The 23162-nt window shown below is 69.0% G+C and carries 22 protein-coding genes and 1 tRNA gene; 5 read left to right on the top strand and 18 right to left on the bottom strand.

Annotated elements, in window-relative coordinates:
• Nucleotides 1–13: 13 nt before the first annotated feature.
• The 5 genes from JMJ56_RS22145 to hrcA form a co-directional block, all read right to left on the bottom strand.
• The gene (locus JMJ56_RS22145) at nt 14–523 is read right to left on the bottom strand and encodes a tripartite tricarboxylate transporter TctB family protein (protein ID WP_202833951.1); all 510 of its coding nucleotides are present in this window, start codon (nt 521–523) and stop codon (nt 14–16) included.
• Nucleotides 520–1485, bottom strand: a complete 966-nt coding sequence (locus JMJ56_RS22150; RefSeq protein ID WP_202833952.1) for a Bug family tripartite tricarboxylate transporter substrate binding protein — start codon at nt 1483–1485, stop codon at nt 520–522. Before JMJ56_RS22150 ends, JMJ56_RS22145 begins: the two co-directional genes overlap by 4 nt.
• 57 nt (nt 1486–1542) lie before the next feature.
• Nucleotides 1543–2304 (bottom strand): SapC family protein, encoded by a 762-nt coding sequence (locus tag JMJ56_RS22155; RefSeq protein ID WP_202833953.1) that lies wholly within the window; start codon nt 2302–2304, stop codon nt 1543–1545.
• 350 nt (nt 2305–2654) lie between these two features.
• Nucleotides 2655–3818, bottom strand: coding sequence for a glycoside hydrolase family 1 protein (locus tag JMJ56_RS22160; protein ID WP_328702451.1), 1164 nt, complete (start codon nt 3816–3818; stop codon nt 2655–2657).
• Between the two features lie 136 nt (nt 3819–3954).
• A complete protein-coding gene (gene hrcA / locus JMJ56_RS22165; RefSeq protein ID WP_202833955.1) occupies nt 3955–5031 on the bottom strand; it encodes a heat-inducible transcriptional repressor HrcA in 1077 nt (358 codons plus the stop codon).
• A gap of 201 nt (nt 5032–5232) precedes the next feature.
• Between hrcA and JMJ56_RS22170 the strand changes: the two genes are divergently transcribed.
• On the top strand, nt 5233–7005 hold the full coding sequence (locus JMJ56_RS22170; RefSeq protein ID WP_202833956.1) for a putative bifunctional diguanylate cyclase/phosphodiesterase: 1773 nt from the start codon (nt 5233–5235) through the stop codon (nt 7003–7005).
• Between the two features lie 106 nt (nt 7006–7111).
• On the opposite strand, the gene JMJ56_RS22175 is transcribed toward JMJ56_RS22170, so the two are convergent.
• From JMJ56_RS22175 to JMJ56_RS22200, 6 genes are all read right to left on the bottom strand, one after another.
• On the bottom strand, nt 7112–7435 hold the full coding sequence (locus JMJ56_RS22175) for a gamma-glutamylcyclotransferase family protein (RefSeq protein WP_202833957.1): 324 nt from the start codon (nt 7433–7435) through the stop codon (nt 7112–7114).
• 9 nt (nt 7436–7444) lie between these two features.
• A complete protein-coding gene (pgmG, locus tag JMJ56_RS22180) occupies nt 7445–8860 on the bottom strand; it encodes a phosphoglucomutase/phosphomannomutase PgmG (RefSeq protein WP_202833958.1) in 1416 nt (471 codons plus the stop codon).
• Nucleotides 8861–8927: 67 nt separating this feature from the next.
• The gene (galU, locus tag JMJ56_RS22185) at nt 8928–9803 is read right to left on the bottom strand and encodes a UTP--glucose-1-phosphate uridylyltransferase GalU (protein WP_202833959.1); all 876 of its coding nucleotides are present in this window, start codon (nt 9801–9803) and stop codon (nt 8928–8930) included.
• Nucleotides 9804–9923: 120 nt separating this feature from the next.
• Entirely contained in the window at nt 9924–10136 is a 213-nt protein-coding gene (locus JMJ56_RS22190; protein WP_202833960.1) for a hypothetical protein, read from the bottom strand.
• A gap of 55 nt (nt 10137–10191) precedes the next feature.
• Entirely contained in the window at nt 10192–10866 is a 675-nt protein-coding gene (locus JMJ56_RS22195; protein WP_202833977.1) for a J domain-containing protein, read from the bottom strand.
• Nucleotides 10866–11561, bottom strand: coding sequence for a VWA domain-containing protein (locus tag JMJ56_RS22200; RefSeq protein ID WP_202833961.1), 696 nt, complete (start codon nt 11559–11561; stop codon nt 10866–10868). Before JMJ56_RS22200 ends, JMJ56_RS22195 begins: the two co-directional genes overlap by 1 nt.
• 128 nt (nt 11562–11689) lie before the next feature.
• On the opposite strand from JMJ56_RS22200, the gene JMJ56_RS22205 reads away from it, so the two are divergent.
• A complete protein-coding gene (locus JMJ56_RS22205) occupies nt 11690–13279 on the top strand; it encodes a hypothetical protein (RefSeq protein WP_202833962.1) in 1590 nt (529 codons plus the stop codon).
• A 16-nt stretch (nt 13280–13295) separates the two neighbouring features.
• Here JMJ56_RS22205 and JMJ56_RS22210 read toward each other — a convergent pair whose 3' ends face one another.
• Complete coding sequence (locus JMJ56_RS22210; RefSeq protein ID WP_202833963.1) at nt 13296–15581, bottom strand: NADP-dependent malic enzyme; 2286 nt, start codon at nt 15579–15581, stop codon at nt 13296–13298.
• Between the two features lie 116 nt (nt 15582–15697).
• Here JMJ56_RS22210 and JMJ56_RS22215 point away from each other — a divergent pair, with 116 nt between their 5' ends.
• On the top strand, nt 15698–16261 hold the full coding sequence (locus JMJ56_RS22215) for a putative glycolipid-binding domain-containing protein (protein ID WP_202833964.1): 564 nt from the start codon (nt 15698–15700) through the stop codon (nt 16259–16261).
• Nucleotides 16262–16339: 78 nt separating this feature from the next.
• Here JMJ56_RS22215 and JMJ56_RS22220 read toward each other — a convergent pair.
• Nucleotides 16340–16425, bottom strand: a tRNA-Leu gene (locus JMJ56_RS22220).
• 29 nt (nt 16426–16454) lie between these two features.
• On the opposite strand from JMJ56_RS22220, the gene lipB reads away from it, so the two are divergent.
• The gene (gene lipB, locus JMJ56_RS22225) at nt 16455–17102 is read left to right on the top strand and encodes a lipoyl(octanoyl) transferase LipB (protein ID WP_202833965.1); all 648 of its coding nucleotides are present in this window, start codon (nt 16455–16457) and stop codon (nt 17100–17102) included.
• Here the strand turns inward: lipB and JMJ56_RS22230 are convergent.
• The 4 genes from JMJ56_RS22230 to JMJ56_RS22245 all read right to left on the bottom strand — a co-directional run bounded on the left by JMJ56_RS22230 (nt 17099) and on the right by JMJ56_RS22245 (nt 20749).
• Complete coding sequence (locus JMJ56_RS22230) at nt 17099–17443, bottom strand: hypothetical protein (RefSeq protein WP_202833966.1); 345 nt, start codon at nt 17441–17443, stop codon at nt 17099–17101. The genes lipB and JMJ56_RS22230 overlap by 4 nt on opposite strands.
• Nucleotides 17444–17453: 10 nt before the next feature.
• Entirely contained in the window at nt 17454–17654 is a 201-nt protein-coding gene (locus JMJ56_RS22235) for a hypothetical protein (RefSeq protein WP_202833967.1), read from the bottom strand.
• 669 nt (nt 17655–18323) lie between these two features.
• Entirely contained in the window at nt 18324–19595 is a 1272-nt protein-coding gene (locus tag JMJ56_RS22240) for a hypothetical protein (protein ID WP_202833968.1), read from the bottom strand.
• Entirely contained in the window at nt 19592–20749 is a 1158-nt protein-coding gene (locus JMJ56_RS22245) for a hypothetical protein (RefSeq protein WP_202833969.1), read from the bottom strand. The genes JMJ56_RS22240 and JMJ56_RS22245 overlap by 4 nt, the downstream gene beginning before the upstream one ends.
• 140 nt (nt 20750–20889) lie before the next feature.
• Between JMJ56_RS22245 and JMJ56_RS22250 the strand changes: the two genes are divergently transcribed.
• Nucleotides 20890–21267, top strand: a complete 378-nt coding sequence (locus JMJ56_RS22250) for a hypothetical protein (RefSeq protein WP_202833970.1) — start codon at nt 20890–20892, stop codon at nt 21265–21267.
• Nucleotides 21268–22012: 745 nt separating this feature from the next.
• Here the strand turns inward: JMJ56_RS22250 and JMJ56_RS22260 are convergent.
• A complete protein-coding gene (locus tag JMJ56_RS22260; RefSeq protein ID WP_202833971.1) occupies nt 22013–22444 on the bottom strand; it encodes a calcium-binding protein in 432 nt (143 codons plus the stop codon).
• Nucleotides 22445–23162 lie beyond the last annotated feature (718 nt).

A 23162-nucleotide genomic window follows, 5' to 3' on the forward strand; every position in this document is an offset into this window, starting at 1 on the left:
GGAGGCCGCATGGTCAATATACCTCCTGGCCGAGCGCGCGCAGCACGAGGCCCTCCAGCACGCCGGCACCGATATTGACGCCAAGCACCTCGACGAAGAGGAACCAGACCAGCAGGGTCAGCACCAGGGCCAGCGCCAGGTCGCGCAGCAGATGGCGGGAGCCGAAGGCGGCGGCCACCAGCACGAACTGCGCGCTCGCCGCGATGGAGAAGCCGAGCGGCCCGATCAGCACGAGATTGGCCGCGAGCCCGGCCAGCAGCAGGCCGAGCGCCCGCCAGTTGGTCGGCGGCGCCTCCCGCACCTCCTCCAGCGCATGCGACCAGCCGCCGCGCAGCGCGCTCGCCACCAGTCCGACGCCGAGGGCGAACAGCCCGGCCGAGACCACATAGGGCACCGCCTTCGGCCCGACCTGGGCATAGATCGGCGAGGCCGGGATGACGCTGGTCTGCCAAAAGGCCAGCAGGGCGAGCAGCAGGACGAAGCCGCCGACCGCGAGGTCAGGGCCGGCGCCGGGCCGGGTCACGCGAGCCCGACCTCCTTAAGCACCGCCTCGGTCTGCGTCACGTCCTGGGCAAGGAAGGCGCTGAAGGCCTCGCCGGTGAGGAAGGCATCCGCCCAGTCGCGCGTCCTCAGCGTCTCGGTCCAGGCCGGCAGGCCATGGACCTCGGTCATCAGCGCGACCAGCTTCTCGCGCGCATCGGGGCGGATGCCGGGAGGGGCGAAGACACCGCGCCAGTTGGTGATGACGACGTCGATGCCGCTTTCCTTCAGAGTCGGGATGTTCGGGTCGGTGCGCGTCGCGCCCGTGGTCGCCAGCGCCCGCATGCGGCCGGACCTGATCTGCTCGACGAATTCCGAGAGGCCGGAGATGCCCGCCTTCACCTGTGCACCGAGGATCGCCGCCTGGGCGGGGCCGCCGCCGGCAAAGGCGACATAGGACCCCTCCTTCGCCGACCGCCCGAGCGCTTTCAGGATGAGGCCGAGGGTGATGTGGTCCGTCCCGCCTGCCGAGCCGCCGGCGATGGAGGTGCCACCCGGATTGGCCTTGAGCGCGTCGAGGAAGCCCTTGAGGTCCTTGATGTCGGAGCTGGCCGGCACGACGACGACGCCGGCCTCCTCTGTCATGCGCGCGATCGGCGTCACGTCCTTCAGCCCGACCGGCGTCTTGTTGGTGAGCGTCGCGCCAACCATGATGGAGCCGGCGACCATCAGCGCATCCGGCCGCCCGCGGCGCTGGCCGACGAAACGCGGCAGTCCGACCGAGCCGCCCGCGCCGCCGACATTCTCGAACTGGAAGCTGCCGACCAGCCCGGCCTGCCGCGCGACCTGCTCAATCGCCCGTCCGAGGCCATCCCAGCCCCCGCCCGGCCCGGCGGGGATGAACATGTAGAGGCTGGCGAGGCGCTGCTGCGCCCACCCATCGCGGGCAAGGGCGGCGGCGGGCAGCCCGGCCGCGGCAGCCAGCAGGTGACGGCGTCCGGTCATGCTTCCTCCCGATGGAGCCTTGACCGTCTGTTAGTCCTCCCGGCCGCCCTCGTCCATCTACCCGCCGATGCCGCGCGCCAGGTCCGGGATGCCGCCGATCGAGAGGAGGTGGGCGTAGATCACCTCGAGCCAGCCGCGGTCGCGCAGCTCGGCGAGCTGTTCGGGCGGCAGGGCGGCCAGCGCCGGGCGATCCACGGCGAAGAAGCCGTCGATCCGCACCGGATGGCCATGCTGCTCGAACTGCACGACGGAGGATTTCAGCAGGCCGAGTTCCGCCAGGCGCTGCGTCATGGTGCGCGTGCGCAACATCGCCTCCTCCACCGACTTGGTGAAGGCGAAGGCGCGCTCGAGCTGCGGCGCCGGCTTGCCGTCCGCGGTGAAGAGCGGCTCGCCCGCGCTGTCGCTCACCTGCGGCGCGCCCGGGTCGATGCAGAGGGCGAGCTCCTCGGAGCCCTCTGCCACACGCAGCAGGAAGAAGGGGTAGCGGCGCAGATAGGCCGGCACATAGGCGCCGATCTTCCAGGCCCCGCCGCTGTCGACGAAGAGGTTGGTGCCTGCCGCCAGTCCGGTCAGCGCAACCGGCATGTGCGGCGCCTGCGCGGCGAAGACGATGGCGAGGCTGCGTGCGGCGATGGCGAACTCCTCGGCGGCGAGCGGCACCGCGCTGGCGGCGGCGGCGAAGCCGTAGCCGGCGTCCCGCAGCCGGAGCGCGCTGTGGCGCTCCGCGGTCAGACCCTCGAGCTGGCCGTAGAGCGGCGGCAGGGTCGGTGCGGCGGCGGCGCCGTTCATCGCATCGGGGGCAGTCGTGCTCTCAGACATGTGGCCAACTCCTTCGGGCGGGGTTCTGCCCCGGCCTGCAACGAATTCGCAAGATCCGAATCCCGGTCATGGCGGGGCTGAGGTTGGATCTCGCCCATGCCGCGGCCATCAGGATGTTTGCATGGGTGAATCGCCTCGCAACCTGCGCCTCGGCCGGCGTTGCCGGCGCTCACCCCATCATTGCCCGACCGGATGGCGGGGCGGCGCTGCGCTGGGCCGGCGGATGGCTCTTGACCCGCAAGAGCTTCACCGCCGGAGGCAGTGACGGAGGTCGATTGCCCTGGCGAGGCAGGGCTGGCATTCGGCCGGCGCCTCGCGGCGGCCGGCCTGGCGGAGGCGCACCAGCCGTGTCAGGCGGCGGCTTCGGAGCGCTCGCCGAAGAATTCGGCGAAGTCCTGCTGCTGCCGGCGCAGCTCCCGCGCCAGCGGGGCATGCACCGGGCGGCGGCCATGCTTCGGCTCCATCTCGAGGAGGCCGTTCGGGCAGTAGCGGTCGTTGTCCCAGCCCGGATGGCTGAGCACGGGGTAGAGGCAGATGCCCTCCACCGGCACGCCAGCGCGGATGGCCTCGCGCACCTCCTCGGCGACGTAGCGCAACCAGAGGGCGCGGCGGTCGCCCTCGATGCTCGTCTCGGCAACGAAGATGGGACGCTGGAAATGATCGTGGACCTTGGCCAGCAGCTCGCGCAGCGGCACCCAGCGCTCGTCGAAGACCGAGAGTGGAGCGGCGTCGCGGCCCTCATGCAGCCACCACTGGTTGTTCCAGTAGAAATTCACCCCGATGGCGTCGAGAACGTCCTCGCTGCCGCCGAGCTCTGGCGCTTGCCGGCCGAGCAGCATGTCCCAGGCTTCCCACATGCCGGCGTTGCGCGCCTCGGAGGGAGCGATGTCCTCCACCACGTTGGGGCGGCCGACGGTGTTGATCAGCGGCTCCACGGCGAAGACGCGGGTGCCGGGCACGGCCTGACGCATGGCACGCGTCGCGGCCAGCGTCGCGGCGACGGCCTGGCGCTTCACCTCCGGCCCGCGGCCGCGGGTGCAGGGGTTGAAGTGGCCCGTCTCGCCGCCGGCCCAGGCCAGGAAGGAGATCTCGTTCAGCGGGCAGAGGGTCGGCGCCTGGCCGGTCTCGGCGCGGGCCAGCTCGGCGAAGCGCACCGCGTACTCGGCAAAGCGCGAGACGAAGTCGGGGGAGAAGAAGTCCAGCCAGTCCGGCCAGCCGTAATGGCAAAGGTCCCAAACCACCTGGGTGCCGGTGCGGCTCGCGGCCTGGAGCAGGGGCTGCACGGGCGACCAATCGTACTGGCCGGGCCCGGCGGCCTGGACGAGGTGCCAGCGCACCCCGTCGCGCGCGGCGCGGATGCCGTGCTCGGCGATCTGGCGGTAATCTTCCTCGGCCAGCAGGTCATGCCGGGTGGCGGCGATGAGGTCGAGGCGGCGGCCATCATTGCGGCGATGCGTCGAGCATTCGAAGCCGCCGAGGAAGAAGCTGCGGAACAGGCTGGGTCGGAAGCTCACGATCGGATCCATCCGTGGTGGCAGGGCGGGTCCCCGCCGGGACTGGACGGGTGTCGCATGGACGCCTTGCCCACTCCTTGACGGTGAAACCGATAACCCCAAAGCCGAAACGCCAGAAGCGTTCCCGCCCGCCGGGTCACCCCAGCAGGCGGCCGATCACGCGCGCCGTATAGTCGACCACCGGGATGACCCGGCCGTAATTGATCCGCGTTGGGCCGATGACGCCGATGGCGCCGACGATCTTCTCCTGCCCGTTGCGGAAGGGGGCGACGACCATGGAGAGGCCGGCGCTGTCGAAGAGGCCGCTCTCGGCGCCGATGAAGATCTGCACGCCCTGGCCGCGCTGGGCGAGGTCGAGCAGGCGGAGCACCGTCTCCTGCGCCTCCAGCCGCTCGAACAGCGCCTGAATCTCGGCGATGCGGGCGGCCTGGTCGAGATGCTGCAGCAGCTTCGCCTGGCCGCGGATGATGAGGCTGCCGCCGCCGCCGCCGGTCCAGGTGGCGAGGCCGGATTCCACCACCTGGTTGGTCAGCGCGTCGAGCGCGGTGCGGTTGGCCGAGATTTCCTCGCTGACATGCAGCCGCGCCTCGTCGAGCGAGCGGCCGGCGAGGCGGGCGTTCAGGTAGTTGCTGGCCTGCACCAGGGCGGAGGGCGGCAGGCCGGGGGGAATGTCGATGACGCGGTTCTCGACCCGGCCGTCGGCGGTGACGAGCACAACCAGGGCGCGGCCGGGGCCGAGGCCGACGAATTCGATGTGGCGGATGGTGCCTTCCGACTTCGGTGCGACGACCAAGCCGGCGGCACCGGCGAGGCCCGAGAGCATCTGCCCGGCCTCGCCCAGCGTTTCCTGCATGGAGCGGCCGGAGGCGGCGCAGCGGGCGGCGATCTCGCCCCGCTCCTCCTCGCTGAGGTCGCCGAATTCCAGCAGGCCGTCGACGAAGAGGCGCAGGCCACGCTCGGTCGGCAGGCGGCCGGCGGAGGTGTGCGGGGCGTAGAGCAGCCCGGCCTCCTCCAGGTCGGCCATGACGTTGCGGATGGAGGCCGGGGAAAGGCCAAGAGGAAGGCGGCGCGAAAGGGTGCGCGAGCCCACCGGCTCCCCGGTGGTGACGTAGATCTCGACCAGCTCCCGCAGGATGGTCGCGGCACGGCTGTCGAGCCCGGCCAGGAGGGTGGCGCCACCGGCCGCGCCGAATGGCGGTTTCGGCGGAAACATCAACGGCTTGGAACCTTGTACATTCGGTGAACAAGGTAGGGACTGGGGGTGGCCCGCGTCAATGCACGGTGCAGACTGCCGGCCATCTCCCTTCGGCTTACTCAACCTCTTTGCGATAATCTGCGGTAAATCTTGTCGTGTTGATTATGACAAACGGAATACTTCGTATACGAGACAGCCGGACGGCAGCGAGGAATTTGTATGCCAGGGACCACCGAGGCCACGCGCCTCGAAGCGCTGCGGCAGCTCGACCTGCTTGACACCCCGCCGAGCGAGGCCTTCGACCGCATCACGCGCATGGCGGCGCAGCTCTTCCGGCTGCCGATCGCGGCGGTCTCCCTCACCGATCTCGACCGTCAGTGGTTCAAGTCCCGCATCGGGGTCGAACACTGGTCCATCCCGCGCGAGCGGGCACCCTGCGCCGAAGTCGCCGAAACCAACGCGCCGCTGCTGATCAAGGACCTGCACGGCGACCCCTGCTACCGGGACAGCCTGCTGGCCCGCTCCGGCATCCGCTTCTACGCGGGGGCGCCGCTGGTGACGCGCGAGGGCCATGGGCTTGGCGCCATGTGCGTCCTCGGGACAGAGCCGCGAGAGGCCAGCGCCGCGGAGATGCAGGCGCTCGGCGACCTGGCCGCCATGGTGATGGCACAGATCGAGTTGCAGCATGCCTTCGGCCGCATCGATCCATTGAGCGGCCTGCCCAATCGGCTGCAATTCATCGAGGATCTTGGCGACATGGGGCGCGACCGGCCGGAGCCGGAGCCGCGCCTCGCCGTGCTGGTCGACCTGGCGAGTCCGGAGCAGATCAATCAGGCGGTACGCGTGCTCGGGCCTGACTTCCTTGACGCGCGGGTGCGGGACGTTGCCGGCCGGCTGCGGCGGGCGATGGGGCCCGGGCGCAAGGCCTACCACGTCGCCGCCACGCAATTCGCCTTCCTCGCCCAGTCGGGGACGGAGGCGACAGCCTATGCAGCGCGCCTCGCCGAGGCGTTGGAAGGCATCCGGGACGGCTCGGACGGGCGCTTCCTCATCGGGGTCAGCGCCGGCATCGCGCCCTTCCTGCTCGGCAAGACGGAGCCCCAGGACGTGTTGCGGACAGCGCACAGCGCGGCACAGGATGCCCGGCTGGGGGAGCAGGTCGTCAACATCTATTGCTCGACGGAGGATGCGGCGCATCGCCGGCGCTTCACCCTGCTCGCCGCCTTCGCCAAGGCACTGGAGCAGCCGGAGCAGTTCCGCCTCGTCTTCCAGCCACGGGTGGAGCTGGCGAGCCGCCGCTGCGTCGGGGCAGAGGCGCTGCTGCGCTGGCGGCATCCGGTGCTGGGTGAGGTCTCGCCGGGCGAGTTCATGCCGCTGGTCGAGCAGACCGCCATGGCCCGGGCGGCGACGGCCTGGGTGCTGGAGCAGGCCATGACTCAGCTCGCCGCCTGGCACCGGGCCGGGATCGGGCTGCGGCTCTCGGTCAACATCTCGGCGACCAACCTCGCCGAACCGGACTTCGCCGAACGGGTGAGCCAGGGCCTGCTGCGGCACGGGCTCGAGGCGGATGCGCTGGAACTCGAGCTGACCGAGAGCGCGGTCATGGCCGATGCAGGCCAGGCGCTCACGGCGCTGGAGGCGTTGGCCGGCCTCGGCCTCGGCCTGGCGATCGACGATTTCGGCACGGGTTACAGCAGCCTCGCCTATCTGCAGCGCCTGCCGGCGAAGGTGGTGAAGATCGACCGCAGCTTCATCCAGGGAATGGCGGAGGATGCGCGACGGCGGTCGCTGGTCGCGGCGATGATCGGGATGCTGCGGGGGCTCGGCTACCGGGTGGTGGCCGAGGGGGTGGAGAGCGCGGCCGTGCTCGACCTTCTGGCCGAGCTGGGCTGCGAGGAGGCGCAGGGCTTCCTCATCGGGCGGCCGATGTCGGCGGAAGCGTTGGACGAATGGCTGCGCGCGGCGCCGGAGCGGGCGGCGGTGCCGGCCTGAGCGTCAGAGCAAGCTCCGATCGGATGGACTCATCTGATCGGACTATGCGTCCGACAAAACAACAAGCCAGAGCGGCTTCCGTGAGCCAGTGCGAACGGACCCCGCTCTAGCCGGCTCGCCAGCGCGGGGCGATCCAGGCGCGGGCGCGGACCGGGCCGCGAGGCGTCAGCAGCCGGACGGGCGTGAGACGGTATTCGGCACCTTCATAGGCGGCAAGGCGACGGAGGGCGGCGGGGCTGGGGCGTAGGAGGGCGCCTTCCGTGACGGCGCAGGCCTGGCGGATCAGCGTCGGATAGGGGGTGCCGCGGAGCGGGCGGCGTGCATGACCCGGCAGCACCGCGGGGCGGAGGCGGCGGGCCAGGCGGGGCTCGCCCGATTGCTGGGCGAGCACCTTGGGGTCGAGCAGGCTGCCGTAGAGGAAGAGCAGCACCGTCGCTGTCTAGTGGCCGGCGTTCTCGGCGGAGAAGTCCGGGACGGGCAGGCCGCTGGCGACGAGCTGTTCGGCGAGCAGCGCCTTCAGCCGCTCGAGCCCGGCCTCGCTCGAGGCCTCGCAGCGGGCGACCAGCACGGCCTGGGTGTTGGAGGCGCGGAGCAGCCACCAGCCGTCATCGGTCAGCACGCGGACGCCGTCCACGTCCTGCACCTTGGCCCCCGACGCGGCGAGGCGCTGCTTCACCTCCTGCACCACCTCGAATTTGCGGTCCTCGGCGCAGTCGAAACGCAGCTCAGGCGTGTTGATGACCTGCGGCAGGGCGGCGCGGACCTCGCTCAGCCTGCCTTCCATCCGGGCGACGATGCCGAGCAGGCGGATGGCAGAATAGGGCGCATCGTCGAAGCCGTACCACTTGTCGGCGAAGAAGATGTGGCCGGACATCTCGCCGGCGAGCGGGCTGCCCGTCTCGGCCATCTTGGTCTTAATGAGGGAATGGCCGGTCTTCCACATCAGCGGCGTGCCGCCGGCCTTCTGCACCTCGTCGAAAAGCACCTGGCTCGCCTTGACGTCGGCAATGATGGTGCCGCCGGGCTTCGACCTGAGCACGTCGCGGGCCAGGATGATGAGCAGCTGGTCGCCGAAGAGGATGTGGCCCTCGTTGTCCACGACGCCGATGCGGTCGGCGTCGCCGTCGAAGGCGATGCCGAGGTCGGCCCTGGTGCGCGCCACCTCGGCGATGAGCTGCTCGAGGTTCTTGGCCACCGTCGGGTCGGGGTGGTGGTTCGGGAAGCTGCCGTCGACGTCGCCGTTGATGACGGTGTGCTCGCCGGGCAGCTTGCCGGCCAGCGCCTTCGTCACCTCGCAGCCGGAGCCGTTGCCCGGATCCCACACGACCTTCAGGGGACGGGTGCCGCCGTCATAGTCCTGCATCACGCGGGCGAGGTAGTCGGCCATGATGTCGACGGGGCGGTCGGTGCCCTCGGTGGCGACGGGGACGACGTCGCCGTCGCGCGCCATGCGGCCGATCTCCTGGATCTGCGGGCCGTAGAAGGGCTTCTGGCCCAGCATCATCTTGAAGCCGTTGTAGTTCGGCGGGTTGTGGCTGCCCGTCACCATCACCGCGCCGTCGGCCGCGAGGGCGTGGCTGGCGAAGTAGAGCATCGGCGTGGCGACGAGGCCGATGCGCAGCACCTCGAGCCCGCAGGCGCGCAGGCCGGCGACGAGCTGCGGCTCGAGATCGGGCGAGGAGAGACGGCCGTCAAAGCCCACCGCGACCTTGGTGCCGCCCTTGCGCGTCACGACGGAGCCGAAGCAGCGGCCGATGGCGAAGGCATCCTCGGGCTGCAGCGTCTCGCCGATGATGCCGCGGATGTCGTATTCGCGGAGAACGGTGCCGTGGAATTCGTGGTGGAAGACGGACATCGCAGTGGATTCCTGGCGAGGAGGGAGACGGCCGGGTCGGCCCCGGCCGTAATATTGGCGGGCGGCGTCAGCTATAGCGCTGGAGGATGCCGCGCATGGCCGGCGCCATGTCGGGCCGGGCAAGGGCGAAGGCGACCTGGGCTTCCAGGTAGCCGGCCTTGTCGCCGCAATCGAAGCGCTTGCCCTCGTAGAGCACGCCGTGGAAGGGCTGGGTACCGATCAGCTTCGCCATGCTGTCGGTGAGCTGGATCTCGTTGCCGGCGCCGCGCTCCATCTTGGCGAGATGGCCGATGACCTCGGGCATCAGCACGTAGCGGCCGATGACGGTGAGGTTGGAGGGCGCCTGCTCCACCGGCGGTTTCTCGACAAGGCCCTTGACCTCGACGAGCTTGCCGGTGGTGGCGCCGGGGTCGATGACGCCGTAGCGGTTGACGATCTCGCGCGGCACTTCCTCGACGGCGACGACGTTGCCGCCGGTCTCGTTATAGGCATCGGCCAGCTGCTTCGTGCAGGAGACCTCGCACTGCATCAGGTCGTCCGGCAGGAGGATGGCGAAGGGGTCGTCGCCGATGAAGGCGCGGGCGCACCAGATCGCATGGCCGAGGCCGAGCGGGACCTGCTGGCGGGTGGTGATGATCGAACCGGGCTGCATCGCCTGGGCATGGAGCATGTCGAGCTCCTTCTGCTTGCCGCGCTCGGTGAGCGTGCGCTCCAGCTCGACGGCGACGTCGAACTGATCGACCAGCATCACCTTGCCGCGGCCGGTGACGAAGCAGAACTCCTCGATGCCGGCGGCGCGGGCCTCCTCGACGGCGTACTGGATGAGCGGCTTGTCCACCACGGGGAGCATTTCCTTGGCCATCACCTTGGTGGCGGGCAGGAAACGGGTGCCGAGGCCGGCGACGGGCAGGACGGCCTTCTTCAGCGGCTTCTTGGCGGGCACGGGGCTCTCCCTCTCGGGTGGCGATCAGTGCGCCGCGGTTGCGGCGCCCGGGCGGAGGGATGCCATGCGGCATGGGGGCGGGGCAAGTTATGCCCGCCCCTACGATGCCACGGATGCGGATCAATCGCCTTTCGGAGTGGTGTCGACGGCCCAGGAGCCGCGGGCGGCATCGCCGGGGACTGGGGCCTCGTCCTCCTCCTGGAGCAGGGTGCTGTCGCGGGTCAGGCCACGGGCATCCTTCTCGCCGGTCGCGGGCTGGCCGCGGTTGCCCTGGCGAAATTCGGCCTCGCCGAGCTGGCCGTTGCGGTCGTCGCTGCCTGTGGGCTTGGTCATCGGGCTGCTCCCTCGCTGGATGAGGGAAGCAACGCGGGTTGAGCGCCGGTGTTCGTTAGCCGAGCAGGATGTCGCGGGCCTGGTTGATGCGGGCGGCAAGCCAGTCGCTGCCGCCCCGGTCGGGATGGGCGCTGCGCATCAGCCGACGGTGCGCGGCGCGGACGGAATCCGCGTCGGCGCCTTCGTCGAGGCCGAGGATGGCGAGGGCCTCGGCGCGGGTCATGGGGCCGCCTGCAGGCTCGGAGGGGGTGTCGCGCCAGCCGGGATGGGTGCGGTCGAGCCAGGTCTCGAGCAGGGGGATGCTCTCCGGGTCGGCGCCGCGGCACTCCGCCATGAGGTCGAGGATTGCGGGTAGGTCGAGTCCGGCGAGGTCGCGCCCGGCCTGGGCGCCACGGAGGATGCGGCCAGAGAGCATGCCGGTGATGTGGTCCAGATGCATGGCGAGCGTCGCCGTCTCGATGGTGCTGGCATCATCGGCAGGGCGGGCGAAGCGGCGGGCGGCGAGCCAAGCGCTGACGCGGCGCCAGAGGACGGGACCGAAGAAGACCAGTGCCCAGAGCGCCTGGGCACCGCGGCCACTCAGCAGCAGCAACAGGACCAGCCCGCTGCCGAACAGGGCGAGGAGCCAGAGCCCCGCCTTCCGGACGGCTGCCGGCGAGGCCCCGGCGAAGGCGCGCAGCAGCCAGAGGCCGAGGAGCAGCGCCAGCGCGCCGAGGGCGAGCCAGGCCATCAGCCGGGTGCGGGAAGCTGGCCGGCGATGCGGCGGGCGCCCTCACCCGGCAGGCGGGCGAGGGCGGCACGGCCGCCGGCAGCGTAGACGGCGACGGCGCGCAGCAGCTCGCTGAGCGTGGCGGCGCTGGCGGCGTCGAAGGGGGCGTAGGCGCCGCCGGAGAGTTTGGCGAACTGCCGGAAGGCATCGCGGGTGCGGGGGTCGCCGCCCTCATGGAAGGCGAAGACCGGCGTGCCGTGCAGGCCGAGCTGGCCGGTTTGGTGGCAAAGCGGGTCCAGCGGCTCCTCCACCGCATCGCCGATGAGGATGAGGGCGTGGACGCGGTCGCGCTTCGTCTCGCCGAGGGCGTGGGCGAAGACGCGGCCGATCTGAGTCTGGCCGCCGAGGCAGGCGATGCCGGTCATACGGCGGGTCAGCTCCGTGGCATCGGCGAGGAAGGGGGTGGCAGCGAATTCCTCGAAGCCGCGGAAATAGGCGAGGCGGATGAGGAGGCCGCCGAGGGCGCGCGTCGCCCCGAACATCTCGCCCTGGAGCTGGCAGGCGCGGTCCCAGCTCGGCTGGCGGGAGGCGGTGGCGTCGATCGCCATGATGAGCCGGCCGGGACGGTGGCTCGCCGGGCGGGTGGGGAGGCTCGCGACCTGCTGGAGGAATGCAGTGACGGCGGTGGAGCCCGGTACGGTGGGCAGCTTGCTCATGTGGCTGGAGATGGGCGCGGCACGGGGCGGGCGGTAGGGGATAGGCATTCGTCGCGGCGGCGCAAAATTGCAGGCGATGCCGGCGAGGGCATGCGACACTCGCGGCCAAGGATTGGACGGAGGCAGGAATGCGCGGGTTGCGGGGCGTCGGGATGCTGGGCGGGATGGTGGCGATACTGGGGGGTGGCTTCGCCCTGGCCCAGGGCAAGCCGCCGGCGCTGGGGGCACCGCAGCCGCAGCAGCAGCCGGGCGGGAAGTTCGGCCCGGCGCCCGCCCCCGTCCCGTCGCCCGCGCCGCCGCAGGTGGACAAATTCGCCAACCCGCCGCCCATGGTGACGCCGCGGGCCGAAACCCCTCCCCCGGCGCCGGCGCCGCGCGCCGACAAGTTCGGCGATGGCGGGGCGCCGGCCGCGCCCTCCCCTGCCCCGACGCCGCCGGCCGCCGCCCCCGCGCCGGTGCCGCCGAACGAGCCGGCCGCGCTCGGCCAGCTTCGCGCCATGCTCGGGCCGGGGACGAGCCTCTCCTACCGGAGCGCGGCCGAAACCGGACCGCGCGCCGCGCGGATGCAGGATGCCGAGATCCGCACGCGCGAGGGCGAGCGGATCACCGCGCAGGAGATGGTGGTGGAACGGCCGGGGGCGGATGCAATCGGCGCCCTCACCGCGCAGACCCTCACCTTCACCACGAAGGAAGGCAAGGCCACCGCCATCGGGCGGATGGAGCTGCGCGACTTCGCCGTGCAGCGGCCGGCGCCGGGGGCGCCGATGCGGCCGGACCAGATGAGCCTCGGCCTGTTGCGGCTGGAGGCGCTGGCGGTGCAGGGCGAGCGCCCGGTCGGCATCGCCGAGATCCTGGTGCAGGACTACCGGGCGGGACGGGCGGGGCGGGCGACCGTCACCGGGCTCGACGTGCTGGTGCCGGAGGGCGGCGGCGTCGCCGACCGGGTGAAGGTGGCGCGCATGGCGCTGGAGGGGATCGACCTTGCCGGGACGCTCGCCGCACTGGCCGACAAGCAGACGCCGCCGCGGCCGCCGGGGGCCTATACCGCCGCGATCGAGGGGGTGACGGTGACGCAGGGCAATGCCGCGATCGGCTCGCTCGGCGCCATGCGGATGACGGGCGCGCTCGGCCAGGGCGGGCCGGATACCGGGCGGGTCACGCTGGAGGGGCTGCGGGTCGAGCCTTTTCCGATGATCGCACCCTGGCTGCAGCGGCTTGGCTACCAAGCGCTCACCGGGGATTTTTCCGTGGAAAGCCGAGTCGATCAGGCGGCGGGGCGGCTGGAGCTGGTCGGGATGCTGCTCGGCGTGCGGGATGCGGGGGCCTTCGGCCTGTCGCTGACCATGGACGGCATCGCGCCGGAAGGTTCGACGCAGGAGAAATTCGCCGCCGCCCGGCTGGTCTCGCTGACCATGCGCTATCTCGACCAGTCGCTGCTGCAACGGCTGGCGGCGGCCGAGGCGCGGGAGCGGCGGCAGCCGGAGCGGCAGATCCGCGAGGCCTGGGCCAATCAGGCGACGGGGGCGATGCAGGGCGGCACGGGGGCCGTCGCGCCGGTGCTGGCGGCGGTGCAGCGGCTGCTGCGCGGGCAGGCGCAGGAGGTGACGATCGCCATGCAGCCGCCGAAGCCGGTGCCGGTGAGCGAGCTGTCGGGCGCAGCGTCGGGTGGGCCGGAGGCGGCGCAGCGGGTGCTGGGGATCACGGCCACGTCGCGGTAGGAGCGGACGGCGGGCCTCAGCCCGCCTCCGCCCTGAGGCCGTTCGCCTGATGCACCGCGAGCGCCGTCATGTTGACGATGCCGCGGGCGGTGACGCTGGCGACCAGCACATGCACCGGCTGCTTCATCCCCAGCAGCATCGGGCCGAGCTGCAGACCGTCGGCGGCCGCCTTCACCAAGTTGAAGCTGATATTGGCGGAATCGAGGTTGGGGAAGACCAGCAGGTTCGCCGTGTCGGTGAGCGGCGAATCCGGCACGGCACGGGCGCGGATCGCCGGCACCAGTGCGGCATCGGCATGCATCTCGCCATCCACCTCGAGGCCGGGGGCGCGGACGCGGATGAGGGAGAGCGCCTGGCGCATGGTGCGCGCGGTCGGCGCGTTGGAGGCGCCGAAGGAGGAGTGGCTGAGCAGCGCCACCTTCGGCGCGATACCGAAGGCCTCGACCTGCTCGGCGGCGAGCAGCGTCATCTCGGCGACCTGCTCGGGCGTCGGCTCGACCAGCAGATGGGTATCGACGAAGAAGAGCGTGACGCCGGAGACGATGACGGCGGAGAGGGCGTAGACGCGCGCCACGTCGGCGCGCTTGCCGATGATCGAGTAGGCGTCGTGCCACTGGTCCATCCAGTTGCCGCTGCCGCCGATGAGGGCGGCATCGACCGCACCGGCCTCGAGCAGCATGGCGGCGGCGACGTTCGGGTCGGTGCGGAGCCGGCGCGCGGCGGCCTCGGGGGGCACGCCGCGGCGGCCGACCTTGGCCTGGTAGCGGGCGAGCAGCGGGGCGAAGGCCTCCTCGTCGGCGCCGGGGTCGAGGACGCGGACGGATTCGGAGAGGTCCATGCGCAGGCCCATGCTGCGGGCCTTCTCCTCGATGACGGCGCGGCGGCCGATCAGCACCGGCTCGGCGATGCCGTCGTCGAGCACGGTCTGCACGGCGCGGAGCACGCGCTCATCCTCGCCCTCGGCATAGGCGACGCGGCGCGGGTTGCCCTTCGCCGCCTCGAACATCGGCCGCATGAGGTTGCCGGAGCGGAAGACGAAGCGCTCCAGCTCCCGCCGGTAATGGGCGAAGTCGGCGATGGGGCGGCGGGCGACGCCGCTCTCCATCGCGGCGCGGGCGACGGCGGGGGCCACTTCGAGGATTAGGCGGGGGTCGAAGGGCTTCGGGATGATGTAGTCGGGGCCGAAGACGGGGGCCTGGCCGCCATAGGCGGCGGCCACCACCTCGCTCGCCTCGACGCGGGCCAGCGCCGCGATGGCATCGGCGGCGGCGACCTTCATCGCCTCGTTGATGGTCGTGGCGCCGACATCGAGGGCGCCGCGGAAGATGAAGGGGAAGCAGAGGACGTTGTTGACCTGGTTCGGATAGTCGGTGCGGCCGGTGGCGACGATGGCGTCGGGGCGGGCGGCGCGGACGGCTTCCGGCAGGATCTCCGGCTCGGGGTTGGCGAGTGCCAGGACCAGGGGCTTGGGGCCGAGCTTCGACAGCCATTCAGCCTTCAGCACGCGGGGGGCGGAGAGGCCGAGGAAGACATCGGCGCCTTCCAAGACCTCCTCCAGCGTACGGGCATCGGTCTGGCGGGCGTAGCGGGCCTTGAAGGGGTCCATCTGCTCGGTGCGGCCGGCATAGACTACGCCGGCGATGTCGCAGACGGTGACGTTCTCGCGCCGGAGGCCCATCGCCACCAGCAGGTCGAGGCAGGCGAGCGCGGCGGCGCCGCCGCCGGTGTTGACGAGCTTCACCTCCTCGAGGCGCTTGCCCTGCAGTAGCAGGCCGTTGCGGACGGCGGCGGCGACGATGATGGCGGTGCCGTGCTGGTCGTCATGGAAAACGGGGATGCGCATGCGCTCGCGCAGCCGGCTTTCCACCTCGAAGCATTCAGGGGCCTTGATGTCCTCGAGGTTGATGGCGCCGAAGGAGGGCTCTAGGGCGGCGATGACCTCGATCAGCTTTTTCGGGTCGCGCTCCTCGACCTCGATGTCGATGGAGTCGATGCCGGCGAATTTCTTGAAGAGGACAGCCTTGCCCTCCATCACCGGCTTGGAGGCGAGCGCGCCGATGGCACCCAGCCCAAGGACGGCCGTGCCGTTCGAGATGACGGCGACCATGTTGCCGCGGGTGGTGTAGTCCCAGGCGGCATCGGGGTTGGCGGCGATCTCCTCGCAGGCGGCGGCGACGCCGGGGGAGTAGGCGAGGCCGAGGTCGCGCTGCGTCGCCATGCGCTTAGTCGGCTCGATCGCCAGCTTTCCGGGCCGCGGGTGGCGGTGGTAGTCGAGCGCGGCCTTACGGAAATCCTCGTCCATGCTGGGTCCCCCTGAACGCGCGCCAGTCTAGCCGGGGCCGCGCCGCGGCCCAAGGCGGGGAAGCCCTTCTGTTCCACCCGGCTATGCGGGCATGCTGTGCCGGAGGCGCGCAGGCGATGGACAGTTCGATCCTTTACTGGCGGCGGACCGATACCGAAGGGCTGGAGCGGCTGGAGCTCCGGGCCGAGCACGGTGCCGTCACGGCAGTCTCGACGGTGATCGGGCTTGAGGAGGGCGGCTATCGCCTCGACCATCGCTGGCGGCTGGATGGCGGGTGGCGGGCGCAATCCGTCACCGTCGAGCGCTGGGGCGCGCGGGGCCATGGGGTGCTGCACCTGGAGCGGGCCGGGACGGGCTGGCTGGTGGATGGCCTGCCGCGCCCAGACCTCGATGGGGCGGAGGAGCCCGATCTTTCCGTCACGCCCTTCTGCAACAGCCTCCCCATCCGGCGGACGCCGGACGGGGCCGGGGCGAGCCTCGCCCTGGATACGGCCTTCATCGACGGGCCGGCGCTGACCGTGGCCCGGTCGAGCCAGCGCTACGACCGGCAGGGGCCGGGACGGCTGCGTTATGTCGATCTCGGCCTGTCACGAGGCTTCGAGGCCGATCTGGTGGTGGATGGCGAGGGGCTGGTGCTGCGCTACGAGCACCTGTTCGAGCGGATCGCGCCGCCGGGCTAGGGGCATGGCACCGGCTGGTGCGGCACTCTATGTCAGTGCCCTGCGTGCCAGATGCTTACGAAAGGATGCCAGGTCGGATGGTGCGGTCGAGAAGATTCGAACTTCCACGGGGTTTCCCCCACCAGCACCTCAAGCTGGCGCGTCTACCATTCCGCCACGACCGCAAACCGGGGCGAGGCGGGGCGTATAGACGATGAATGCGCCGGTCGCAACAGGGCTTCCACATTGGGAGGTCGCGGAGGGGCTGACGCCCTATGAGGCGGCGCTTGCCCGGATGGAGGAGCGGGTCGCCGCCATTCGCGCCGGAACGGCGGAGGAGCTGGTCTGGCTGGTCGAACACCCGCCGACCTACACCGCCGGGACCTCGGCGACGCCGGAGGGGCTGGTCGACCCGCGCTTCCCAGTCTTCCGGGCGGGGCGCGGGGGGCAGTGGACCTATCACGGGCCGGGGCAGCGGACGGGCTATGTGATGCTCGACCTCACCCGGCGGGGGCGGGATGTCCGCGCCTATGTCCACAGCCTGGAGGAATGGCTGATCCGGGCGCTCTGGCGGTTCAACCTGCGCGGTGAGCGGCGGGAGGGGCGCGTCGGCATCTGGGTGGAGGACCGGGCGCGGGGGACGGAGGACAAGATCGCCGCCATCGGCGTCCGGGTGACGCGCTGGGTGAGCTGGCATGGCGTCGCGGTGAACGTGGACCCGGACCTTTCCCATTTCGGCGGCATCGTACCCTGCGGCATCAGCCAGCATGGGGTGACGAGCCTGCACCGGCTCGGGATGACGGCGACGATGGAGGAGGTGGATGCGGCGCTGATGGGGGCCTGGGGAGAGGTGTTCGACTAATCCTCCTCGGGCGCCGGCGCCGGCATCTGCTGGTGCAACACCTCGATGCGGCGCTGGAGCTGCGTGATGCGGCGGCGGAGGTCGGCATTCTCCCGCATAGACTGGCGGAGGCGGGACTGGGCGGCGGCCAGGGTGTCATGCGAAGCGGAGGCGGGCTTGCGCCGCAGGGCGGAATCCGCCTGGGAAGACTCCCGCTGCGGCGCCAGCACCTCGTCCCAGCTCAATCCGAGGCGGGTGACGAGGCGGTGCGCGGCCTCCGCGGCGGCGGCCCGCTCGCCGGCCTGGTCGGAGCCGAGCAGGCCGAGAATCCGCGCCAGTTTCGCCGCATCGCTCGATCGCATCCTGCCTCCCTCAGCCCTGCCGGAGCCAAGGGAAGCCATAAGGCCGGAAGGCGGTTGCCGGGGAGGTGCGAAAAGCCGTCCAGGCGCCGCTCCTAAGCAGCCGCGCCGCCATCTCGCCCAGCACGCCGGTTCTCTGCCGGTCGTTCAGCGAGGCACCGACCTGGGCCTGGAGGTCCCGGATCGTCTCCGGGGCGAAGACCAGCGGGTCCAATAAAAGGATTTGTTCAGGTATTCGGTCGGCTTCCTCAGACGGATGGTGAAGTCGCAGCCGGCGGGGCCGGCCAGGAAGGCATGGTCCGAGCGGTCGGCATCCGGTGTTGCGCCGGGTGCTCGGGATGCTCCTCAAGCGGCGCGTCGAGCCGGCTGTCGTCGAGAACAAGCGAGGTTCGTTCCCGGCAGGCGCTCCCCGCTTGAGTTGTCGAGATGGCCACGGCAGCTCCGACATCCCCCCCAGCAGCTCGGAACGCTTCGGTCAGGCGTCAGGCCAGCGGGGCGCGGAAATGGTTGGCCACCGCGTAGACGAGGTAGCGCAGACGCGGTCCAGATGTTTATCTGGATCCCTGCTGTCCCGATCAGCCAGAAACGACTGCATCGCTGCGCCCAGGCGTGGGCCGGTTGAGATCAGGTCCAAATCCGTCGGCGGCGCGCTGCCCAGCGAAATGGGTCTTTAGCCAGGGTGAGCCGATGACACCCCATTGACTGGGACCAACGCAGCCGTACTGCGGGGCTGGACCTGACACGTAATATCGACCGGAGCGATCAGCCTAACCAACGACACCCGGGCTGCACTACCACCGTCCACAAGAATGCTTGTCGGCTGTTCGCGTGCCGTGAAGGCCACTGACGGGCCGTAGCCACATGGCTCTCAACCGTGCTCCGCTCAAACGGGCATTGGCCGGGTTCTCAGTGGACCCAACATGTCGAGAGCAGCATCCGGCCCCAAAAGAATCTCGGCCAGACGCAGCAATTCATGACGCTGCAGCCGGTGAGTGCCTCTGCTGCGCGAGCCGTTTGCGATCGTCATCACAGCTGACCGCAAAGATTCGTCGTAATAATGTCCGGCAGTGCTGGCGAATTTCCGACCGCTGAGCTCGATCCGCTTCAAGTCCCGGGCTCTGCACTCCAGCTCGCTGACCATCGCTGTGCGGTCCCGCGCGCCATCGTCCAGGGACGCTGCCTTATCCAGGAATCCACGCCGCAACACGGCAGCGAAGCTGTGGCGGCAATGCAGGTCGAAACCCGAACGGAGGGCTTGCAGCTTGGCTTGCCGACCTCGCCTATCCAGCAGGGAGGAGGCCTCGATATCCTCCAGAAGCGTCGAGGCCGACCTGGCGGCCAAGGCAATGGCCTCGGCACCACCGTTCTCGGCTGGCCCCACCTTCAAATCGCTCATTACGGATAGCCGGGTTGCCAGCACATCATCGAACAGGGTTTCGGCAATCTCGACCGTCCTACCTCCATTGGTCGTCAGATCGAGCGCTGCACCGATCACGGTCGCTGGCCGAGCGGCATTGGTCAGGAGAATCCGAAGCGCCACTTCGAAGACCTCACCGCCTTCTGCAATCGGGCCCACCAGAGCTTCGCGGATCGCCGCAGTGGGCGGACCATCCGCCGCAGCGTGCAAGACTGGCCAAATGGCGACGGCGTGGCGCCAACCTGCCTTGCAGCGACTGGCGAGCGGGCCATAGGTTCTCTCCGGCAGTCCGGACTCCTGCCACGACCGAGGCGGTGATGTTGGAAGGGCGCAGGCCGCCGCGGGCCATAATTCGGCGCCCAGTGCGGTGACGGCTACGATGTCATCCATGGTCCGATCTGCACAGCCGGCGGCGAGGTGGTCGGCACGCAAACCGAGGCCTGTTTTAACTGCGTTGGCCAGCGGGCGCAGGGCCGTGCGTGGTATGTAGGGTGAATTCAGGGTCCACCGGCCGGGTGGGACGATCAGAGGATCGAGCGGCGTGAACAACACCCGCTCCAGCTGCATCGGCCGAGCTAACCCAAGGCCGCGCAGGCGGGGCCGCACGATATCAATCAAGCGATCGACGCTTCCTCGTTCAGGAAGCCTATCAATCGCGGCGATCATTTGAACGAGGCGCTCAGCCGAAGCATTCTCGACCAGGCTGCCCAGCGCGCGAACCTCAGCAGCGACACTCATATCATTCTGCTCACCAGCGCCTCGTTACGGGCGACTATTTCGACGATGCCGCCACTGCGCCATTCTTCGAGGCGGAAGACAAACCGGCTCCGAGCGCGGGTGGTGATGTCAAACAACCTATCGTCACACCCCGTCCAGACATTCACTTCCTTCGGCATCGTCGGCACCAGCATCGCCATCTCGCGCACCGCCACCGCGATGTTCTTGCCTGCGGTCCGCCAAATTCCAATCAGCGTGGCCCAACCGTCCAGCAACCAAGCGGGACGGGCCGCGAGTTCGAGGAAGGCGTCTTGGTCCCGGGTCCAGCGGCAGACCATGCCACGAATGTCGGCGCTGCAATCCAACAGGCCGGAGAGCAGTTGCTGCCCCAACTCCACGGTCATCTCAGCCGACCGCACCACCAAGGAGGCGGCACCTGCATCCTGGGCACTGGTCGCATTGCTCAACCAAGCCATGGTTTCCAGCGTCAGAGCCTGCAGATCTTCAAGCTGGCGCTGGTATCGGGCCCGAGTGGGATCGCCTCGAAAGCCAATGGGCGCAAAGACCGCTGCAAGCTGCTCCAAAGCGACGACCATGTCTGCGACGCTGATGCCAAGTTCGGGGGCCGTGCGCGCAATGGCACGACGGGCCCGCTGCTCGACATTGGCCGGCGTGTCCCGCCCGGGAGGGATAGAGTTCTCGTGCCGTGGTTCGGCTTGCTCGACCAGATGAATGAGCAGCCGAAAATTCGTCAGGATGCGCTGGTCGCGATCGAGTTGTTCGCCGGTAATGGCGGCGCTGGCTGCCGCTTCGCCCGCTAGCCCTTCCTTCGTCACAGAGCGCGCCAGGGCGAGCATGGTCGCCGGGGCGATGTTCGGCCGCTCCTCGATCGCCTTGCACAGCAACCGGTCGTGCAAGGTTGGGACGCAAATCTCACTCAGGGCGCTGATGGGAACCACATAGGAACCGCGAACCCCGGCAGGGTTTGGCACCACGATTTCAACTGCACCCCGTGCGGCTGGGCGGACGCGTGAGCCAAGCAAAAATGGCGTGGTGAAGGGGGCGGTGATGCCGCGCTCCAAAAAAGTCGACGGACGGAAATCTTCAACAATGTAGCCAGCGCCACTCTTCACGGCGCGCCTGGCATGTTCGAGCGATTCCGTTGGTGTTTGCATGGCGACAGTATTTCAGATGAGCAGTAAGCGAAACGTTAAAGCCACCTGCACGGGAGCGCCGTTAACAGCGCAGTAAAGAAGCAGTGGGACGATGTCCGTGGCGCAAACAGACGCCCACGCCACCCGATAGGGACTCGCCGATGGGCATTATTGATCGACGCGAGATTACGTTTGATCGGCCTGCCATCATGGCTGCCCTCGTCGACGTTGTCGACGGGGCCACCGCTCTCGGCCTGCCCAGGGCAAAACCCGACATCGTGCGTCTGATCCCATCGCAGCAGCGGATCACCTTGTTGTGGACCGTGGGTGATGGAACGGCGGATTTTGACATACCCGCCGAGACACTTGGCGCGCTGCTGATCGCACATTGCCACCGCCGCCAAGTGGTTCTTCCTCGGCGAGCCGCCAAGTCGGTATCCGTCGAGGCCGACGCCGTGGTGCTGTCCTTTACGGTCCACATCGCCGCCGGTGATGCGCTGGTCGCCGAAAGGTTGAAACGGGGGCGCTCGTGTAAGTGATCATGCCGAGGCGCTATCAAGTTGAGTGGGATTTGGCAGGGTTGACCCCAGCCCTGCAGACGACCGGAATGAACCTGCCAGCTGCCAAGTCTCTCCGCGTCACCCATCGCTTTCCAGCTGAGGTGATCAAGGCCTGTTAGAATTTGAATGCTGTTCCCATGTTTGCGGCATGGCAGATGGGACTGGGTGCAAGGTTTTCACCGATGCGGCGTGGGCGGTCCGGGCCGCTATTGAGCAAATCCAGGCGCAGGGGAAGACGCCACCGAAAGAGTTGCGACGCACCGTCTCAGCGCCTGCTCGAGTTGGTGCAGCGGGGGATCGCGCTCGGCATGCCTTCATTGATGCCAACATCTGCGCTCACTAGGCAGCGGCGGGGGCGAGAAAGGGGATGCCATATCCAAAAGCGAGACGTGCGCGAGGCGCTTGGCCGTTCTCGCAGCGGCTACAGGACAAAGGCCTGCGTGATTGCCGATGGCCGCAGCCGATCCGTTGCTTTCGCGTTTACGCCCCGTCAGGCTTACGGACTACCCAAGACATCAGACCTGCTCGGTTGCCCGCCAAACACGCCCGATTGGGTCGTCGGCGATCGCGGCCTTGCCTCCGACCCCTTCCGCGAGCGCATTTGGGCTATGGAAGCGCAACACGCGATCGCCACCCGTCATGGGAAAACCGCGCTCCTTCCTCGGCGTCCTCTGCCTCGCCGCAACCGCCGCCTGGATCAGAACCATCGTTCTCTTGAAGCAGTCTACCCGAACATGAAGTCATCGAACCCAAGATAATACCCTACATCAGTCAAGATGATCCTGTTGCTCTCCGCCGTCGCGCTGCCGAGTACGCCGTAGTAGATCTCGAGATCGCCTTCGGCATTGATGTTTTGGCTGACGGTCCGCTGGGACACTCCAACGAAGCTGATTCGGTCGCCATCGGTGAAATCAAGGATGCGGTCGCCCTGCCCGGGGCCGTCACCCATGGAAAATTGAAAGATGTCAGTCCCGGCCTCACCCTTCAGTACGTCCTGGCCTCTGCCACCGATCAGCACATCATTGCCCGAACCCGCGTAGAGCTGATCGTTGCCGCTGCCGCCGTTCATGGTGTCGTTGCCGCTGTAGCCAACCATGAAGTCGGCGTAGATGCTGCCGGTGAGAGCGTCGTTGCTGGAACCGCCATAGATATTCATGAGGTCATCCGCCGCCGAAAGTGTGAGGACAGGTAGCACTCAGCCGAGCAACACCTACCCAAAGTTGATATCAGGATAACCACTCGCTTTGATTATATTTGGAAAACACGCTTCAGTGATTCTGATATCAATCTGATTTGTTAGTGTTATGAGATGCCACGGTAGGCTGAGCGGAGTTGGGACAAGGCCAGACGGTCAGCGATATTTCCCACCGCTCGGAGCCGCGGAAGCGGCCTTCTGCTATGGCGGGCTGCCTGCCTGGTACGTCGGCTGAAGCAGCTTGAGCGGGAGGATGGCCGGCTGAAGCGGGCGATCACAGGGCTGATGCTAGGGCATCGAATCCTGAAGAAAGCTGCGGAGAGGGCACTTTAGTTCGCCCTTCGCACCGGATTCGGTCTGGTGGCGTAAGTGGCCGGTGAAGAACCCCGATTCAGGTTGAACCGATGCAGGGTGCCATCTGCGGCCCTCAACCTAAAAGCAAGTTCCCCCTGTACCACCTGGGCTCCGATGGCCGGCGGCCGCGTGATGGGCCGCGAAATACCTCTGCTGCGGGTCGGCCATTACGGCAAGAGTTTGTTTTTCTGGGGGCTAGGGCCGATGAAATGGAGCGTTGCGGTACAGCACAGATAATCTTTCAGGTTTCACACACTTTCGCGATTGCAATTAGAGGTTGAATTGGAGATACGAAGCTCGCGCAGCATGCATCACAATCCTGTGA

The organism is Belnapia arida, from assembly GCF_016773205.1.
Classification (GTDB): domain Bacteria; phylum Pseudomonadota; class Alphaproteobacteria; order Acetobacterales; family Acetobacteraceae; genus Belnapia; species Belnapia arida.

Coding starts and splice junctions, on each gene's coding strand:
- JMJ56_RS22150 (WP_202833952.1), bottom strand. CDS start 1,485: ATGACCGGACGCCGTCACCTGCTGGCTGCCGCGGCCGGGCTGCCCGCC.
- JMJ56_RS22155 (WP_202833953.1), bottom strand. CDS start 2,304: ATGTCTGAGAGCACGACTGCCCCCGATGCGATGAACGGCGCCGCCGCC.
- hrcA (WP_202833955.1), bottom strand. CDS start 5,031: ATGTTTCCGCCGAAACCGCCATTCGGCGCGGCCGGTGGCGCCACCCTC.
- JMJ56_RS22170 (WP_202833956.1), top strand. CDS start 5,233: ATGCCAGGGACCACCGAGGCCACGCGCCTCGAAGCGCTGCGGCAGCTC.
- pgmG (WP_202833958.1), bottom strand. CDS start 8,860: ATGTCCGTCTTCCACCACGAATTCCACGGCACCGTTCTCCGCGAATAC.
- JMJ56_RS22190 (WP_202833960.1), bottom strand. CDS start 10,136: ATGACCAAGCCCACAGGCAGCGACGACCGCAACGGCCAGCTCGGCGAG.
- JMJ56_RS22195 (WP_202833977.1), bottom strand. CDS start 10,866: ATGGCCTGGCTCGCCCTCGGCGCGCTGGCGCTGCTCCTCGGCCTCTGG.
- JMJ56_RS22200 (WP_202833961.1), bottom strand. CDS start 11,561: ATGAGCAAGCTGCCCACCGTACCGGGCTCCACCGCCGTCACTGCATTC.
- JMJ56_RS22205 (WP_202833962.1), top strand. CDS start 11,690: ATGCGCGGGTTGCGGGGCGTCGGGATGCTGGGCGGGATGGTGGCGATA.
- JMJ56_RS22210 (WP_202833963.1), bottom strand. CDS start 15,581: ATGGACGAGGATTTCCGTAAGGCCGCGCTCGACTACCACCGCCACCCG.
- JMJ56_RS22215 (WP_202833964.1), top strand. CDS start 15,698: ATGGACAGTTCGATCCTTTACTGGCGGCGGACCGATACCGAAGGGCTG.
- lipB (WP_202833965.1), top strand. CDS start 16,455: ATGAATGCGCCGGTCGCAACAGGGCTTCCACATTGGGAGGTCGCGGAG.
- JMJ56_RS22230 (WP_202833966.1), bottom strand. CDS start 17,443: ATGCGATCGAGCGATGCGGCGAAACTGGCGCGGATTCTCGGCCTGCTC.
- JMJ56_RS22240 (WP_202833968.1), bottom strand. CDS start 19,595: ATGAGTGTCGCTGCTGAGGTTCGCGCGCTGGGCAGCCTGGTCGAGAAT.
- JMJ56_RS22245 (WP_202833969.1), bottom strand. CDS start 20,749: ATGCAAACACCAACGGAATCGCTCGAACATGCCAGGCGCGCCGTGAAG.
- JMJ56_RS22250 (WP_202833970.1), top strand. CDS start 20,890: ATGGGCATTATTGATCGACGCGAGATTACGTTTGATCGGCCTGCCATC.
- JMJ56_RS22260 (WP_202833971.1), bottom strand. CDS start 22,444: ATGAATATCTATGGCGGTTCCAGCAACGACGCTCTCACCGGCAGCATC.